Raw genomic sequence first — 16,240 nt, 5'->3', positions numbered from 1 at the left:
CGTTCCATGCAGATCTCCCCGGGTACCGACACGTTTCTTTCCCTCCATCTACCTGCCTCATCTATCCCGCATGATTCCGTGTAGTTATTGGGCTTTGGCTTGTACGGCAGTCTTACCCTCATGCGTGACCTCATATGTGGTTTCTGTTCGTCAGGCCAGAGGTTTGCCCGTGGTTAGTCTGTTCCCACATCCGGCTTCCTTCAGATCCCGCCTCGCGGCGGACACCCTTGCCTTCGGCTGTATCCTTCCCACTACCGGGCGGATTCGGGACTTTCACCCGTTAGAAACGTGCGCCGCCGGGCGCACCGTAAAAAGACAGGGTTTCCGGCTGATTCAGCCGGAAACCCTGTCTTTTATCTCTATCGGTCTTGTTTATCATGCATTGCTCTTAAACGGGAGGATCACGCTCTCCGAAGTCTCCTCCGGCATGGTGTAAGCCACCGCTTCCACTGCACCGTTTTCCATGGAAGACCGTCTTCCGTTCCGGTCACTGGGCGGATTGGTGCGTCCGGCGATAATATCGTCAATTTCCCATTCACGCAGTGTCTCCTTCTCCAGAAGTGACTCCGCGATCTTGCGGAGCGTTTCTTTCTGCTCGGCAAGGATTTCCACCGTCTCCTTATAAAGCCTCTGGGCCATCTCTCTGGCCTCATCCAGAATGAAGGAGTAATCATTCGGCCGGAACTGGGCGATATCGACCATTCCGCCTTTTCCAAGTCCGTAAACCGCCAGATAATCGCGGATCACCGAAGTTGCCTGTTTGATATCCTGAGAAGCGCCGATGGTAATCTTGTCCTGATCGCCGTAATAGATTTCCTCTGCCGCACGTCCCGCATACATGACGCGGATCATATTCTCGATATCTTTGCGGCTCTTCAGCTGCTCTTCTTCATCCGGAACACGGAAGGTCACGCCCCCCGCGCCGGAGGAACTTCCGATGATGGTAACCGACGGCACGCTGTCTCTGGTCAGAAGCTTGGTTGCCAGTGTGTGTCCGGACTCATGCCACGCCACCACGCGGTTGATCTCGTGAATCTTCTCGCGTTTCTTTTTATTGCCTTTCATGAGAATCTTGAAAAACGCATCCTCAATGTCCTGATTTGTGATATACGGCTTGTTGGTGCCGGCCGCGATGACCGCACTCTCATTCAGTATCGCCTCGATATCCGCTCCGCTGAATCCCGCAGTTCTCACCGCAAGATCATCCAGATCAATGTCTCTCGAGAACTTCTTGTTCCGTCCGTGGATGTCGATAATGCGGCGGCGCGCTTTCCGATCCGGAAGTCCGACTGCAAGTTTCAGATCAAAACGTCCCGAGCGCTGGAACGCCGGGTCCAGCGATTCCAGGTGGTTTGTCGCACAGATGGTGACCACATTTTCCGATGAATCGAATCCGTCGAGTTCCGAGAGAAGCGCATTGACGGTTGCGGAATACTCCTGATTGTTCATCGCATCGCGATCGCCGGCGATCGCATCCACCTCATCGATGAAGACGATACAGGGGGCTGTTTTTCTCGCTGTCTTGTAAAGGTCCCGGATTCTCGATGCGCCGACTCCGACGTATTTCTCGATGAAATCCGATCCGACGGCCGTATAGAACGGAACGCCGGCCTCTCCCGCGATGGCCTTTGCCAGAAGGGTTTTACCGGTTCCCGGAGGTCCGTAGAGAATGATGCCCTTCGGGATTCTTGCGCCGATTGCTTTATACTTCTCCGGATTTTTCAGACAGTCCACGATGCGGAAGACATCCTGCTTCAGCTCGTCGACGCCCTCAACGTCCTCAAAACGGACGCCCGTGTTCTGAGCCCGGATCTTTGATTTGCGCTCCTCCTCCTTAGAGTTGGTCGCAAGTGCTTTTTCTTTTTTGGAACGGCTGTACATGAAAATGGCGAATCCGGCAATACCGACCATTACGAAGATCAGAGACGCCTGACCGATCTTGGCGCCCGAATCTGCGCGGGCCACTTCCTGGCCAACGGAAAGCTGCTGCACCTCCGCTCCCATCACTTTGAGGTAGTTCAGGAAGCTGCTGTCACTGCTCACAACCTTATACTGGCTTCCGTCCTCAAACATGACGTAATACTGTTTTTCCGATGCGTCGTATGCCGCGGAACGGATCCTTCCGCCCTCATCGATCTTTCCCTTGATATCATTCTCGGTCGCTGAGGCAAAACCGCTGAAAAGCGCACTCTCTTTTGCGTCCTCTGCCGCAGCGGCTTCCTTCACCGAGTCCTCCGCGTACGACATCACGCCCATACAGGGCATAAGACTCAGCCCTGCCGCTGTCATCATTGCCAATATTGATCTCATCCATCTGTTCATGCCGGTCCTCCATTTTCTGTAAAGGTCAGCAGATGTCCGGCCTCTCCGGAAAAATCATCCGCATTGTTTACTGCCGTAATCCTTGCGAACTCTTCTGATATCGATCATTATCCCACAGCAATTTGAATAAACAGTGTTCCAACGATTAAAAAATAATAAAAACTATTATTTTTTGATATACGCTGGCAGATGGCTAAGACCGTGCCTGCACAAGGCCTTGTCGGCTGCCGCCGTTCGATCGAAACTCGCGAAGCAGTTGTGTGTCCCGATCATTTTCAGAAGATCCGCATCAGCGGCTCCAGTAAGCTGAAATCCGCTTTGCTGCATTTTCCTGCAGGTTTCTGTAAAAAAACTGATAGTCGTAAATGTGGTAGCTCCCGTCCTTCAGGAACGAAAGTCTGGACGGATAATCGTCCTCCCTCAGTTCCGGAACCTTCAGGGTTCCTCTTGTCTCATCGATGTATCCGCCGCAGAAATTCGGAATCTCCGACTTTACGGTGTAAGAACTGCCGTCCACATAGACAAATCCCCGGTTCAGCTCCTTGTCTGCCTTCTCCGGTGTGGTCGTCCAGTTGAGCGGATTGATGGAAAGCATTCTCACGCCTTTCGGTACAATCAACGAGTCATCCAGACGCTCCGACTCACACTCGAAGCTGACAATCACGCCGGTATCGTCCTCCGCTTCCGCCATGCGCAGCTGCGGATATTTTTCCGTCATCTCCTGCGTGCACGGCCAGCCGATCGCATAAGCGGCAACCAGTTTCTGCTGCATTTCTTCGTCAGTAAACTCATCTTCCATAAGGCGGTAAATCATATCCGCCCCCTGAGAAAACCCGGCAAGAAGAATCGGCCGGTCATGATTTCTGTCCGTGAGATAATGGTCAAATGCCGTCTTCACATCGATGTAAGCGAGATCCAGAGCGTCCTCCAGTTCTTTCCCGCCCTTGTCGTAATCGGCGAGAGTCGCCATTCGATAATACGGAGCGTAAACCAGAGCATTATCACAATAGATTCCGATTTCCATATTGGTGGCATTCAGAATCGCTGCTCTCGTCTTTCCGTCCGTGATGTCGGCATTTGTCCCGTCCAGTGTCGATGTCGGTGCAATAAAAAAGACATCAACATCTCTCCCTGCTCTTCCTACGGACGGTCCTGCTTTCTTCCCCGCATCTGCAAGTTCTGCGCCGTAATACATCCAGTTATGCTGATCCGTATACTCAACTCCGATGCTTTTTGCGTGCGGTTTCAGTGCAAATATCACCGCGGCACAGATCACAATCGCTGCTGTCAGCATAATCGCCAGTTTCTTTTCCTTTTTCATTGTTTCCTCCCCGCATAACCTTCGTTATGTTTATGTAAACTATATCGGTCAAACCAGTTAAATCTTAATACTTATTAACAATTTTTTTGCAATTTTCCGTAATATAAAACATAAACATACCTATCGTTCCAATGAATGACTTCTGCAGAAAGAAGTTGACGAATTGATCGAAAGAATCTATAATTTCAGCATACGGTTTTTACCGCTATCTCTTCAAAGCATTAAAGTAATTTTTGCCATTAATTTGGCCGCAGATGAGGTACTGTGATGGAGAATCAGAATATTATTTCAAACGCAAAATATGATAGAAAATATGATGATTTGTCTTTTTCCGGGAACATCGCTCTGATCGGTTTCATGGGAACGGGAAAGACCACCGTCTGCAACGCACTCTCCCACATCTACGGCATGGACGTAGTGGACGCGGACGCCGACATTGAGCGAAAAACCGGCATGCGCATCAACGAGATTTTCGAACAATACGGAGAAGAACATTTCCGCGACCTCGAAACACAGACTCTTGGCTCTTACGAGGGACGTCAGAACACGGTCATCTCCTGCGGCGGCGGCGCCGTTCTGCGTCACCGCAACGTGGAAATCCTGAAGCGGATCAGCCGTGTCGTTCTGCTCTCTGCCCGCCCGAAAACCGTCCTTTTCCGGCTGAAAGATGATGACACCCGCCCGAAACTGCGCGGTCATAAGAATACCGCCGACATCGCGTCCATGATGGCGGAACGGGAAACCCAGTATAAAAACGCCGCCGATATCATCGTTGATACCGACGGCAAATCCATTCCGGAGATCTGTAGAGAGATCCTGCAGAATGCCGCCCGCATTCAATGATCTCCCGCATTCCTGACAGAAGAAGGTCCGAAAAAGTCCTGCCGGGATTCTCTTATAACGTAAGGGAATCCCGGCAGGACTTTATTTTTTCTTTCTTTCTTCTTTTATGAAAAAACCGCTTTCTTTACCGCATCCACCGGCATGTCGGTTCCGGTCCAGATCCGGAAGGAGGCAGCGCCCTGATACAACAGCATATACATTCCATTGAAGGTCTCGCATCCCGCCGCCTTGGCTCTCCGCAGTAGCTCTGTCTCTCGAGGCTCATAGATGATATCCGACACGGCCAGTCCCTCGTGGAAAAAGGAATCATCCGGAATCAGACATCCCGGCGTTCCGCTCATTCCGATCAGCGTCGTGTTGAGAAGAATATCCGCATCGGCAAGACACGCGTGAAGCGTGCGCAGATCCCGCAGATCATGAAGTTCCACCTCGCAGGATGTCTTTTCGTTCAGCTGATCCACCATTCTCTGGGCATCCGCACTTTTCGCATTGACCCTTTTAAACACATCGATATGCTTTGCTCCGTCGATCGCCGCCTGAACGAGAATCGCGCCGCCTGCGCCGCCCGCCCCCAGCTGGACAATACGGCGTCCGGTCGGATCATGTCCGGAATCCCGTGCACTCTCAACCCAGCCGGTGCCGTCAGTGGTCGTTCCGGTAAGCACGCCGTCCACATTTTTTACGGTGTTGACGGCTCCCGCAATCTCTCCCGCCATTTCCAGCCGGTCGCACAGCTCTGCCATGCGGCATTTGTGCGGCATGGTGATATTCCACCCGCGGATGCCGAGATACCGCATTCCCTGCACCGCTTCTGCCAGATGTTCGGAGCGGACCTGAAAGGCCACATAACGGGCATCGATTCCGTTCATCCGGAATGACAGGTTGTGCATGGCCGGGCTGATGCTGTGTGCCACCGGATCTCCGATCAGGCAGTAGGTATCCGTGTGTCCCGAAATCGGGAGTTTCTGCAGTTCTTCCATTTTATTTCTCCTCTTTTTCCGGTTTTTGGCTCATCTGCCGGCCGCATGTTCTGTTCCATCCGATCCGGCGCATCGATGATGTCTTCGTTTCACGTCCTGCCTGTGTCTTCCCCATACGGCAGTCTGGCTGCTCTCCGGTTTTTCTCACTCCGCCGGCGGATCACTTGATCTGGCGAACGATCAGCTCGTCATGAACCAGCCGGAGCGCCGTATTGAGTGCCGATACCGGAAGCTGCCCCGGAGCGGAAACCTCACCCAGTGCCCCGAACGTCATGGAACTTCCGAACACCTCGCCGGAAATTCTTGAGATCATGCCGTAAGGTCCCATGCTCATCGTGATGAGAGGCCGATCCGCATAATTCTCACACATGTCCGCAGTGGCACTCAGAAGTACCGCAACATCCTTCCGGCTTTTCGGCATCACGGCAATCTTCAGGATATCCGCACCGAGATCCTGCATTTTCCGCAGTTCACGGACCATGACCTCTGCCGCCGGTGTCTCCGTAAAACTGTGTCTGGATCCGATCACCGGAATCCCGCACGCGTGAATGTTCCGAAGGTTTTCTTTCACCGTCTCCTCGTCCGAGAACATCTCCACATCCACGCAGGAGGCGCCGCCCCGCTCCGCCATCGCCTGATTCAGTTTCGTATAGAGTTCTGCCGGAATCTCTTTTTCGCCTCCCTCACGGGCGGTCCGGAATGTAAAGAGAAACGGGATCTCCTTCAGGATTTCACGAAGCAGTCTTCCTGTCTCCGCTGTCTTCTCCACATCCGTGACCTCATCATAGAAATCGGCCCGCCATTCCACCATATCGACCGTGCCCGGAGCAACACTGCGGATCTCCCTCGCTTTATCCAGAATTCCCTCCCGCGTCTTTGCGACAATCGGAACAATAACCTTCGGCATCCCTTTTCCGACTTCGACTTCACCGATTCTGACTGTATTCATTCCGAAATCTCCTTTCCCGGCATTGCTTTTCTTTCGTTTTTGATTTAAAGTATAAAAGCATGAAAGTATTGTAGCACAATCTTTTAAAATGTCAAATTTTTTACGGGAGGTTTCTATGACACTCGATGAAATTAGAGAACGCATTGACCAGATTGACCCGCAGATCCGCGAATTGCTGATGAAACGGATGGACTGCGCCTACCACGTCGCAGAGGCGAAATACGCGGACCACAGCACGGAGGTATATCGCGCTGACCGTGAAAAAACAATTATCGAACAGCTCTCCGCTTCTGTTCCGGAGGACCGCAGAGCTCAGTACATTGCCATTATCCGCAAAATCATGGAAGGAAGCCGCATGTACCAGTACGGTCTTCTCTATGATTGGAACGGGGAGGAGACCGTCTTTCTGCCGCTGCTGCACAGCCTTACGATTCCGGATTCCTGCCGCCGCGTCACACTGACCGTCACCCGCGAAAACCGGCCGAACGCCATGTCCGAGGTTCTCTCCATGATCGGCGATTACGGATACAATATGGAGAAAATGGAGCTGACCGAGGAAAATGAGGAAGCCGGAACTGTCACATTTTCGCTCACGGTCCTCGGCAGCCTGAAGGACACCCGGATGAAAAAACTGATGTTTCAGCTCTCCGAGGAGTGCCGGGCCTTCCGTATCCTTAAAGTTTCCGAATAATTGTGTTGTTTCAAATTGTTCTCTTAATAAGGAAAACACAAAACATTTGTTGTAACCCGCTAAACTCCATCTTTTTCCGTCAAAACCATTGAATCACCATTACTCAGATAATGCAAATTGATAAAATAGTTTATATTATTTTATCAACCTGATGAAATATGATCATGACCATGTTATAATACTATAACTGATTAATTACACACTGATGTAATGGGTCTTTTGGGTGGAGTAAGATATGGAAAACCGACAGCAATGGATACGTGAGAATATCTCAGAAGCGCTGAAAAATCGCGAATTTGAAGCGTGGTATCAGCCGATTGTACGGACTGTCAGCGGAGCGGTAAGCAATTATGAGGCATTGGCCCGCTGGCGAAGTCCCCAGCTTGGTCTTGTGCATCCGACGGAGTTTATCCCGATCCTTGAAGAACTGAATATGAACGCGCAGCTGGACGAAATGATGCTGTGCAACGTCCTCACGGACATTCAGAAGCTCATGATCGAGGGCCGCGATGTGCCGCCGATCTCCGTCAATCTGTCACAGACAGATTTTAAGGATGAATCCGTCGTCGACCGGCTGATTGTTTTGGTAAATCTCTCTCAGGTTCCGCACGACAAAATCATCTTTGAGATCACCGAGAGCGCCTGCGTGGATTCGCCGGCGGTCCTCAAGGATGCAATCCGCAAGTTCCATAATGCGGGTTTCTCGGTATGGATGGACGACTTCGGGAGCGGGTACTCCTCTTTGAACGCCTTGTCACAGTATGACTTTGATCTGATCAAATCCGACATGTGCTTTCTGAAATCCTTTCATTCCGGTGGGAAATCCGCAACTGTTCTGGGTCACGTACTCTCTATGGCCCAGGATCTTCATATTATGACGCTTGTGGAAGGGGTGGAAAACCTCGAGCACGTCAATTTTCTGAAGAAGCTGTCCTGCGACCGCATGCAGGGATTTCTGTTTCAGAAGCCGGCGCCCATCGCATATTACAAGCATCAGGCAAAGGTCAACCCGGACTTCCCGTTTTTTTCGGGTGAAAAAAAACAGGAGGCCCAGTATTACGATTCCATACGTTTCAAGGAGCCCGGTCCGGCCACCATGCCGGAGGAGCTGGCCCGCTATATGAAAATTCCGGCGCAGGCCACGCTTGAACTGACGGACACGGACTTCCGTCTCCTCTTTTCAAACGATGAGTTTCTGGAATTCATGGCTGGTCACGGCGTCAGGAAAGACTGTTTTTCCAACTCCTCTTTCCGCAAACTCTGGGCGGCGGAAGCCGGTCCGGTCGTTCGCTCCATTGTGGAGACAAGCCGGAGAAATCACTCCTGGGAAATGTTCGTGGACGAGCTGAACGGCGTCAAAGTCATGGGCTGGCTCTACGCCATCGACGAGGATCCCTCACGGGGTGCCATCTCATTCAAGGTGGTGTTTCCGCAGCAGTTTCACTCATAATACGCTTCCCTGCGGCGGGCCGGATCTGTGTGCCGCCGCAGGATAAATATACCGTCCGCAGGCAGGCTTCGGCACACCTTCATTCCCGTGGAAAACCGCGGACGGTGCACACCGCAAAACAGGCAGTCCCCCACGGGACTGCCTGTTTTGCATCTTTTATCTGCTTTGTCTTTGGACTGCACGATGCCGCATTTAACTTTTTTTTCCGGATGCGCGCTGCCGCGTTTAACCTTTTTCCCGGATGCGCGCTGCCGCGTTTTGCCCTTTTTCACCGGATGCGCGCTGCCGCGTTTTCCGTCCTGTTTCGCTCTCTTTACTCCGTCTCTGCTTTTTTTCTCCGATGCATCAGCTCCGATACCGTCTCTTTCGGATCCGCTCCCTCTTTGATGATGGAGTTGACCGCACGGGCGATGGGCATCTCCACCTGATACCGCTCAGCCAGTTTCATGGCAGCCGGAAGCATGTTGACGCCCTCAACGACCTGACCGACTTTCGCGATCGCAGTCTCCGGCGCATATCCCTCTTTTCCGATAAAATGTCCGCAGCGGTAATTTCGGCTGAGAGTACTGGTCGCCGTCGCCACAAGATCCCCGAGACCCGCCAGTCCCGCAAACGTTGCCTCATGGCATCCCATGGCTTTTCCGAGACGGATCATCTCGGCCAGTCCCCGGGTGATGAGCGCCGCGCGGGCGTTGAAACCGAAGCCAAGACCGTCGGAGATACCGGTGGCAAGGGCGATGACATTTTTCAGTGCGCCGCAAAGCTCCACGCCTTTGACATCATCGCTGGTGTAAGCCCGCATACTGTCGCACATAACCGCATCCTGAACGATCTCCGCCGCTTCCGGATCATCACTGGCCGAGAGAATTGTCGTCGGATGGCGCATGACCACTTCCGCAGCCAGCGTCGGACCGGACAGCGCGACGATCGGAACGTTCCCGAGTTCCTCCCGCAGAATATCCGTCATGGTATACAGCGTATCGGCCTCCACGCCCTTTACCGCACTGACGATAATCTGATCCGGCCGGATAAAAGGACGAATCTGCGCTGCCACGCTTCTCACATAAACGGACGAGACCACAAACAGAACGATCTGCCGGTCTGCTGTCGCCTCTTTCAGATCCGCTGTGATCTGCAGTTTCGGCGCACCGGCCGGACGCTCCCGCTTGAGATTCTCCGCTTTCAGGGCGCTGGACGACCACAGTATCACATCATTTCCGTTTTCCGAGAGAAGGTCCGCAAGGGCAAGTCCCCATGCACCGGCTCCCAAAACTCCGATTTTTCGCATTCTGTTTCTCCATTTCACTGCAGCAATCTGCCCGGGCGCCCGGTCTCCCGTCTGCTGCCGCTGCGGGAGTTTTTGCGCTCAAGCCTGTTTATTATACCACGAAAAAGCAGGAGTCAGGAAAATGTTTGTGTTTTCTTTCGAATTCTATTATGCGCCTTCTTCCGCACCGACCACATCACGCGTCATTTTTCCAAAGACCGTGCCGGACATCGTCAGTTTCACAAGGGTCTTATTCTTCCGGCGGTTCAAAATCTGAAGCGCAATCCCCAGATAATACTCCCGATGCCGGAAGGTAAAATTCGTCTTCCCGCCGTTTTCCTCCGCCTTCCGGATCAGCTCGCGGAAGGTGTTGGTGTATTGGTTGATCCGTGCGAGAACCGAATCGATGGAGTGTTCCCCGATGTCGCGGAGCGCGATCAGATACTCATCGTTCATGGTTACATAGCGGAATTTTATGCCGTCATCTTCCATGATGGCATACGCCTCTTCGTTGTGAACCATCCGGAGTCCCGCGCCGGTCAGGTATTCGGCGTCTTCCCGGCTCTCCGGCCCGATTCCAAGTTCCCGAAGGTGTTCCATGATCTCCTCGTAGGGCATCGGCCGGCCGAAATAATACCCCTGAACCTCCTCGCAGCCGATGCGGTTCAGGAATTCAAACTGTTCCTCCGTCTCCACGCCTTCCGCTAGGGTGTGGATTCCGATGTATTTTGCCATCTGGACAATGGATTCGATGATTCTCCGGGATCTCTCATTAAACTTCGAAAGGAAGACCATATCGATCTTCAGCTGATCAAAATCATAATCTTTCAGCACATTCAGCGACGAATAACCGCTTCCGAAATCATCCATCCGCACCTGAAAACCGGCGCCGTGAAACTTTTGGATCGCCTCCCGGATGATCTCGTCGTTCGATGCGAGCAACGTCTCCGTGATCTCCACATGGAGCATCTCGTGCGGCACGCCGTATTGATCCGTTGTCTCCAGAATAAACCGGAACATATCACACATCTGAAAGTCCAGCCGTGACAGGTTGAAAGACACCGGAACCGGTGTTCCTCCTTCTCTCACAGTCGCCTGATACCGACAGCAGATCTGACGGATCACTTCACAGTCCAGCCGGTGAATCAGGTGGGAGCGCTCCAGCGCCGGAATAAACCGATAGGGCGGAAGGAATCCGAGTTCTGCGCTGTGCCATCGGGCCAGTGCCTCAAATCCGCACAGTTCACGGCTCAGGGTCCGGATCTGCGGCTGATAAAACACCTCAATCTCACCGTTTGCAATCGCATCATCGATATGATCGACAATGTATTTCCGGTCCTGAAGTGTCCGTTCAATTTCCGCATCGTAATACTGATAGGTGCGGGTGACGTCTCCGTGGATCAGATCACACGCGGTTTTTGCCTGATCCAGAATCATTGAGATATCGATCTCCTCGTCCGGAAGAATTCTCCGGACCCCGGCCTTAATCACAATCTTGACGACACGGTCCAACTGCGCCGCCATCGGGGCGGCGGACATCATTTTGTCCTCCAGTCCGTTTTCCGACGTGACGATCGCATAATGATCGTCGGAAAGTCTCGCGATCAGCGCATCTCCGTACACCTTCCGCAGAACCTCTCCAACTCTCCTTAAAAGCTCATCTCCGTCCTGAAATCCGTTCTTGGCATTATAAAGTTTCATCTCATTGATGTCGTAAAACAGACAGACCGGTATCTCACCGCTGCCACGGAGAATTGCAATCCTTTCACCGGCTTTCAGTTCAAAATACGCCTGATTGACCAAACCGGTCAGCTGGTCGATGTAGACGTTGTCCAATTCGTCTGCCCGGATGACAAAGGCTTCCTCTCCCGCCCAGACGGCTTCCCTGACATTGAGAACAATCGGACGGCCGGCAGCAATCTCGGTGGCGATCTGCGGGCCTTTTCCGCAGACCGAACGGAAATACCCCTCTTTTCCCGGGGATTTTTTTCCAAAAAAATACTCCCAGAAATTCACACCGCTGTCATATCCCTTGACCGGCGGAAGAATCTGCGTAAACGCAATATTGGCATACAGAACCTGGGACCGGTCCCGGGTCACAATACAGGTCGCCTGTGGATCCAGATTGTAAAAATCTTCCAGCGATGAGTTGAAAACCTTTTTTACGTTTTCCGTGGAAGTGATCGCCCGGGTGATATTGTTGTATCGAACTACGCCGAGAACCGTTCCCTCCGGCGTGCGGACATGGGCCCCCACCGCATGAAGAACCTGATACTCTTCCGAAAAAGAAAACTTTTCACGGTAGACCACATCGTATTCTCCGCCTTCCGTTGCAAAGCGAAGCGACGCCTGGGCAATGACATATGCGTCCTGCGGATGAACATTCGCATACATATCATTTTCCAGCCGGTCCATGAGTTCTTCTCTCGACATCCGCGTCAGCTCACAGAGCCCCCGCGTGACGAAAAGAACATGAATTTTACCATTACAGTACTGATATACGGCAAACGGAATAACCGCCTCCTCATATACCTTCCGGTCGGAGGGGCGGAACTGATACAACTCTTCCATAGTTTTTTCTCCGGGCCAAAGCAGGAGCCGGCTTGAACGGAACTCGCCGGAACTCATGTCTGGGCCACCAATGAAATCTGATCGTTTTCTGTTTCTCCCAAGCAATTCACTGCATACTATACATATTCATCGGTTCTGCGCCCCCCGATATAAGAAGATTCCCTTTTTTTCTTTCCGGCCCAATCACAATTTCAATCAAAAAGACCGAATACCATTTAAAGAATCCGGCGGCGGATCCTGCACAACGTCAAAGGGCACCCCGCGCGCCGGCGGGATGCCCTTCTGTCATTGTCCTATAAACTCCGAGAGAATCGGATAAGCGGATCCGGATGATCCGCATCATAACATTTTAAACGATATCTTATTTGATGTAGCTGCTTACGTTATCCTTGCTTACAAGAGTAACCTCTACCGGGATGGACTTCTCAACTGCCTCGCCGTTCATCAGCTTTGCAGCTGTATCAACAGCGGTAGCTCCCATGAGGTCCGGCTGCTGAGCGATGGTAGCCTTCATCTTGCCGTCCTGGATGGACTTCAGAGCGTCGTCGGTAGCATCGAAACCTACAACAGCGATATCCTTGTCGCCGATTGCCTCGATTGCGCCGAGTGCCATCTCATCGTTTGCAGCGAATACGCCCTTGATCTCAGCATCTGCCTGGAGCATGTTCTCCATAACAGTCATACCCTCAGAACGGTTGAAGTTACCGGTCTGGCTGGATACAACCTTCAGATTGGTGTCAGCAATGTTGTGGAAACCGGTTCCGCGGTCGATTGCTGCGGAAGCGCCCGGAGTACCCTGAAGCTCTGCAACCTTGGCATCTTTTCCTACAAGCTCTGTAAGAAACTTTGTAGCAGACTCTGCACCTGCAACGTTATCGGAAGCGATGGAGCAGTCTACGTCAACACCGTTGACAACACGGTCAACCGCGATAACCTTGATACCTGCTGCGATTGCATCCTTTACAGCCGGAGCAACGGCATCGGAATCAACCGGGTTTACGATCAGAACGCTTACCTTCTTGGAGATAAGGTCCTCGATATCGCTTGCCTGCTTTGCGGAATCATCGCCTGCGTCTACGGAAACCAGCTCAACGCCGAGTTCCTTAGCCTTTGCCTCTGCACCCTCTTCGAGAGTTACGAAGAACGGGTTGTTCAGAGTGGAAACGGAAAGTCCGATGGAACCGGATACTGCTGCTCCGGACTCCTTGGAAGCTTCAGAAGCTGCCTCGGACGCAGCAGCGGTTGTCTCTGCTGCTGCCTGTGTTGTGGACTTCTGGCCGTCTACGGTTGCTGCGCCGCAAGCTGCCATGGACATGGTCATCATTGCTGCCATTCCTACTGCGAAAAGTTTGTTGAGTTTCATGTTCTGTTCTCCTCCTAATTTATAATTAATTTATAGAACAATCCAATTATCCGCGCTTTCTGTCCGAAAGAACCGCGATGAGAATAACGATACCCTTTACAACCGCCTGCCAGTATGAGGAGACGCCGAGGATATTCAGACCGTTATTCAGAACGGCAATGATCAGGACACCGATGAAAGTGCCGGCGATCTTGCCGCGTCCGCCGCTCATGCTGGTTCCGCCGAGCGCGGTTGCCGCGATGGCATCCATCTCGTAACTCTGCCCGAGGGTCGGCTGCGCGGAACCAAGTCTGGACAGAAGGATCAGGCCGGAAAGTGCGGCCATGCATCCGGAAATCGCATATACCATAATCTTGGTGCGGTCAATGTTGACGCCGGCCAGTTTCGCGGACTGCGGGTTGGAACCGGTGGCGTAGATTCTGCGTCCGAAGGTGGTCTTCTGGAGCAGGAAATAGAAAATGCCGAACACGAGAATAAACAGAATAACCGGGAACGGAATGCCGAAGAGGTTGCCCTTACCGATAAACTTCAGCGCAAAGCTGTCGCCCAGGTTTGAGATCGGCTTGCCGTCCATGAAGATCATGGTCAGACCGCGGAATACCGTCATGGTAATCAGCGTTGCGATGAACGGCTGAAGTTTTCCCTTGGTAATCATGATACCGCTGATTACGCCGAAGGCCGTGCCCAGTGCCAGTGCCAGAATTACCGCGAGGCCGACTGCCATGCCGCCCTTGATAAAGAACGCCGCCAGCGCGGTGGTCAGTGCCAGAATCGAACCGACGCCCAGATCAATGCCGCCGGTCAGGATAACGCCGGTCATACCGAAGGCGATAAATCCGTTGATGGACGACTGACGCAGCAGCGACAGGAAGTTGTCTACCGTGCGGAACTGCGGGCTGATGATACTGATACCGACAATGAGAAGGATCAGCGCGATCAGCGCGCCCATATCCTGAAGCTTTATAAGTGATTTCTTGTTATCCATTAAAGGGTTCCTCCTGTTGCAAGCGTCATGACATTCATCTGATTCGCGTCAGCCTTGCCGATGAAGCCGCTGACTTTTCCTTCATGAACGACCATAATATTATCCGACATTCCGAGAATCTCCGGAAGTTCCGAAGATACCATGATAATGGCAACTCCCTTTGCCGCAAGCTCATTGATAATGCTGTAGATCTCTTTTTTCGCGCCGATGTCCACACCTCTGGTCGGCTCGTCGAGAATCAGCACCTTCGGTTCGGTAAAGATCCATTTTGCAAAGACAACCTTCTGCTGGTTGCCGCCCGACAGGTTGCTCGCTTCATGCTCACTTCCCGTGCACTTGATGTGCAGCTCCCGGATTCCCTCTGCAACCAGGTCCGCTTCTGCCTTTTTATTCATCACGCCGTTCTTCGAAAGGCGCTTCAGATTGGCGATCGTGATGTTCTCACGGATGCTCTTGTCCAGCATCAGGCCCTCGATCTTACGATCCTCCGTGATCATGCCGATGCCGTAATTCATGGCATCCCACGGACTGCGGATATCCGCTTTCTTTCCTTCGATGAAGACCTCACCGGTCACATTCGGCATGTTTCCGAAAATAGCCGTCATGATCTCCGTGCGCCCCGCGCCCATCAGACCGGATACCCCCAGAACCTCGCCGGCGCGAACCTTAAAGCTGACATCCCGGAAAGTCTTTCCGCAGGAAAGATTCTTTACCTCGATCACGGTGTCGCCGATGGTCACATCCCTCTCCGGGAAACGCTCCCCGATCTCACGTCCGATCATCATCTTGACGATGTCATTCATATCGGTATCTTTGATCATCTTCGTGCCGATATACTGACCGTCCCGCAGAACGGTGATGCGGTCGCAGAGTTCAAAGATCTCTTCCATTCGATGGGAAATGTAGACGATCGAAACGCCCTTTTCCCGAAGGTTTCTGGCGACCTCGAACAGCACTGCCGTCTCTTTCTGGCTGAGTGCTGCCGTGGGCTCATCCATGATGATGACCCTGGCATCGACCATGAGTGCCTTGGCAATCTCGATCATCTGCTGCTGTCCGACGGAAAGATCACTCATGACGGTCTGCGGATTGATATCCACGCCGAGTCCGTCCAGGATCTCCTTTGTCTTTGCCCGCATGGCCTTCTGGTCACAGAAGCCGAAAGCGTTGTGAATCTCTTTCCCGAGGAACATATTTTCCTCAACCGTCATGTCGAATACGACATTCAGCTCCTGATGGATAAAGACGATTCCGGCCGCCTCCGCTTCCTGCGGATTCTTATATACGACTTCATTTCCGTCCACTTTGACGATTCCCGCGTCTCTGGTGTAGACACCGGTCAGAATCTTCATCAGAGTGGACTTTCCCGCTCCGTTTTCCCCCATAAGGGCATGAATCTCACCGTCTGCGAGAACGAAGCCGGCATCCTTCAGTACGGCATTGCCGCCGAAGGATTTGTTAATGCCGTGCATTTCAATCTGCATCGTAATTCTTCCTT

General features: G+C 52.4%; 12 protein-coding genes. 3 read left to right on the top strand and 9 right to left on the bottom strand.

What is annotated here, in order from left to right:
- Window positions 1-375 precede the first annotated feature (375 nt).
- Window positions 376-2,310 carry an AAA family ATPase gene (locus BMW41_RS05560; RefSeq protein ID WP_177171170.1) on the bottom strand — a complete coding sequence of 645 codons (1,935 nt, stop codon included), beginning with the start codon at window positions 2,308-2,310 and terminating at the stop codon, window positions 376-378.
- Window positions 2,311-2,611: 301 nt separating this feature from the next.
- The gene (locus tag BMW41_RS05555) at window positions 2,612-3,643 is read right to left on the bottom strand and encodes a DUF3089 domain-containing protein (protein ID WP_074649224.1); all 1,032 of its coding nucleotides are present in this window, start codon (window positions 3,641-3,643) and stop codon (window positions 2,612-2,614) included.
- Window positions 3,644-3,910: 267 nt separating this feature from the next.
- Between BMW41_RS05555 and BMW41_RS05550 the strand changes: the two genes are divergently transcribed.
- Window positions 3,911-4,486, top strand: a complete 576-nt coding sequence (locus tag BMW41_RS05550; RefSeq protein ID WP_074649223.1) for a shikimate kinase — start codon at window positions 3,911-3,913, stop codon at window positions 4,484-4,486.
- 104 nt (window positions 4,487-4,590) lie between these two features.
- Here BMW41_RS05550 and aroE read toward each other — a convergent pair whose 3' ends face one another.
- Together aroE and aroD are read right to left on the bottom strand one after the other, a co-directional pair.
- Window positions 4,591-5,466 carry a shikimate dehydrogenase gene (gene aroE, locus BMW41_RS05545; protein ID WP_074649222.1) on the bottom strand — a complete coding sequence of 292 codons (876 nt, stop codon included), beginning with the start codon at window positions 5,464-5,466 and terminating at the stop codon, window positions 4,591-4,593.
- A gap of 160 nt (window positions 5,467-5,626) precedes the next feature.
- Entirely contained in the window at window positions 5,627-6,415 is a 789-nt protein-coding gene (gene aroD, locus BMW41_RS05540; protein WP_074649221.1) for a type I 3-dehydroquinate dehydratase, read from the bottom strand.
- 115 nt (window positions 6,416-6,530) lie between these two features.
- Between aroD and BMW41_RS05535 the strand changes: the two genes are divergently transcribed.
- Window positions 6,531-7,106, top strand: a complete 576-nt coding sequence (locus BMW41_RS05535) for a bifunctional chorismate mutase/prephenate dehydratase (protein ID WP_074649220.1) — start codon at window positions 6,531-6,533, stop codon at window positions 7,104-7,106.
- 235 nt (window positions 7,107-7,341) lie between these two features.
- Complete coding sequence (locus BMW41_RS05530) at window positions 7,342-8,556, top strand: EAL domain-containing protein (RefSeq protein WP_074649219.1); 1,215 nt, start codon at window positions 7,342-7,344, stop codon at window positions 8,554-8,556.
- Between the two features lie 313 nt (window positions 8,557-8,869).
- Here the strand turns inward: BMW41_RS05530 and BMW41_RS05520 are convergent, their stop codons facing one another.
- The 5 genes from BMW41_RS05520 to BMW41_RS05500 all read right to left on the bottom strand — a co-directional run bounded on the left by BMW41_RS05520 (window position 8,870) and on the right by BMW41_RS05500 (window position 16,226).
- Window positions 8,870-9,844 (bottom strand): NAD(P)H-dependent glycerol-3-phosphate dehydrogenase, encoded by a 975-nt coding sequence (locus BMW41_RS05520; RefSeq protein ID WP_074649217.1) that lies wholly within the window; start codon window positions 9,842-9,844, stop codon window positions 8,870-8,872.
- Window positions 9,845-9,991: 147 nt separating this feature from the next.
- Window positions 9,992-12,394, bottom strand: coding sequence for a putative bifunctional diguanylate cyclase/phosphodiesterase (locus tag BMW41_RS05515; RefSeq protein ID WP_074649216.1), 2,403 nt, complete (start codon window positions 12,392-12,394; stop codon window positions 9,992-9,994).
- Between the two features lie 361 nt (window positions 12,395-12,755).
- Window positions 12,756-13,757 (bottom strand): D-ribose ABC transporter substrate-binding protein, encoded by a 1,002-nt coding sequence (locus tag BMW41_RS05510; RefSeq protein ID WP_074649215.1) that lies wholly within the window; start codon window positions 13,755-13,757, stop codon window positions 12,756-12,758.
- 46 nt (window positions 13,758-13,803) lie between these two features.
- Window positions 13,804-14,742 carry an ABC transporter permease gene (locus BMW41_RS05505; RefSeq protein ID WP_074649214.1) on the bottom strand — a complete coding sequence of 313 codons (939 nt, stop codon included), beginning with the start codon at window positions 14,740-14,742 and terminating at the stop codon, window positions 13,804-13,806.
- Window positions 14,742-16,226, bottom strand: a complete 1,485-nt coding sequence (locus BMW41_RS05500; protein WP_074649213.1) for a sugar ABC transporter ATP-binding protein — start codon at window positions 16,224-16,226, stop codon at window positions 14,742-14,744. Before BMW41_RS05500 ends, BMW41_RS05505 begins: the two co-directional genes overlap by 1 nt.
- Window positions 16,227-16,240: the final 14 nt, after the last annotated feature.

It is taken from the genome of [Clostridium] aminophilum (genome assembly GCF_900101295.1).
Classification (GTDB): domain Bacteria; phylum Bacillota; class Clostridia; order Lachnospirales; family Lachnospiraceae; genus Clostridium_R; species Clostridium_R aminophilum_A.
This window is presented reverse-complemented; position numbering and strand designations above follow the sequence as displayed.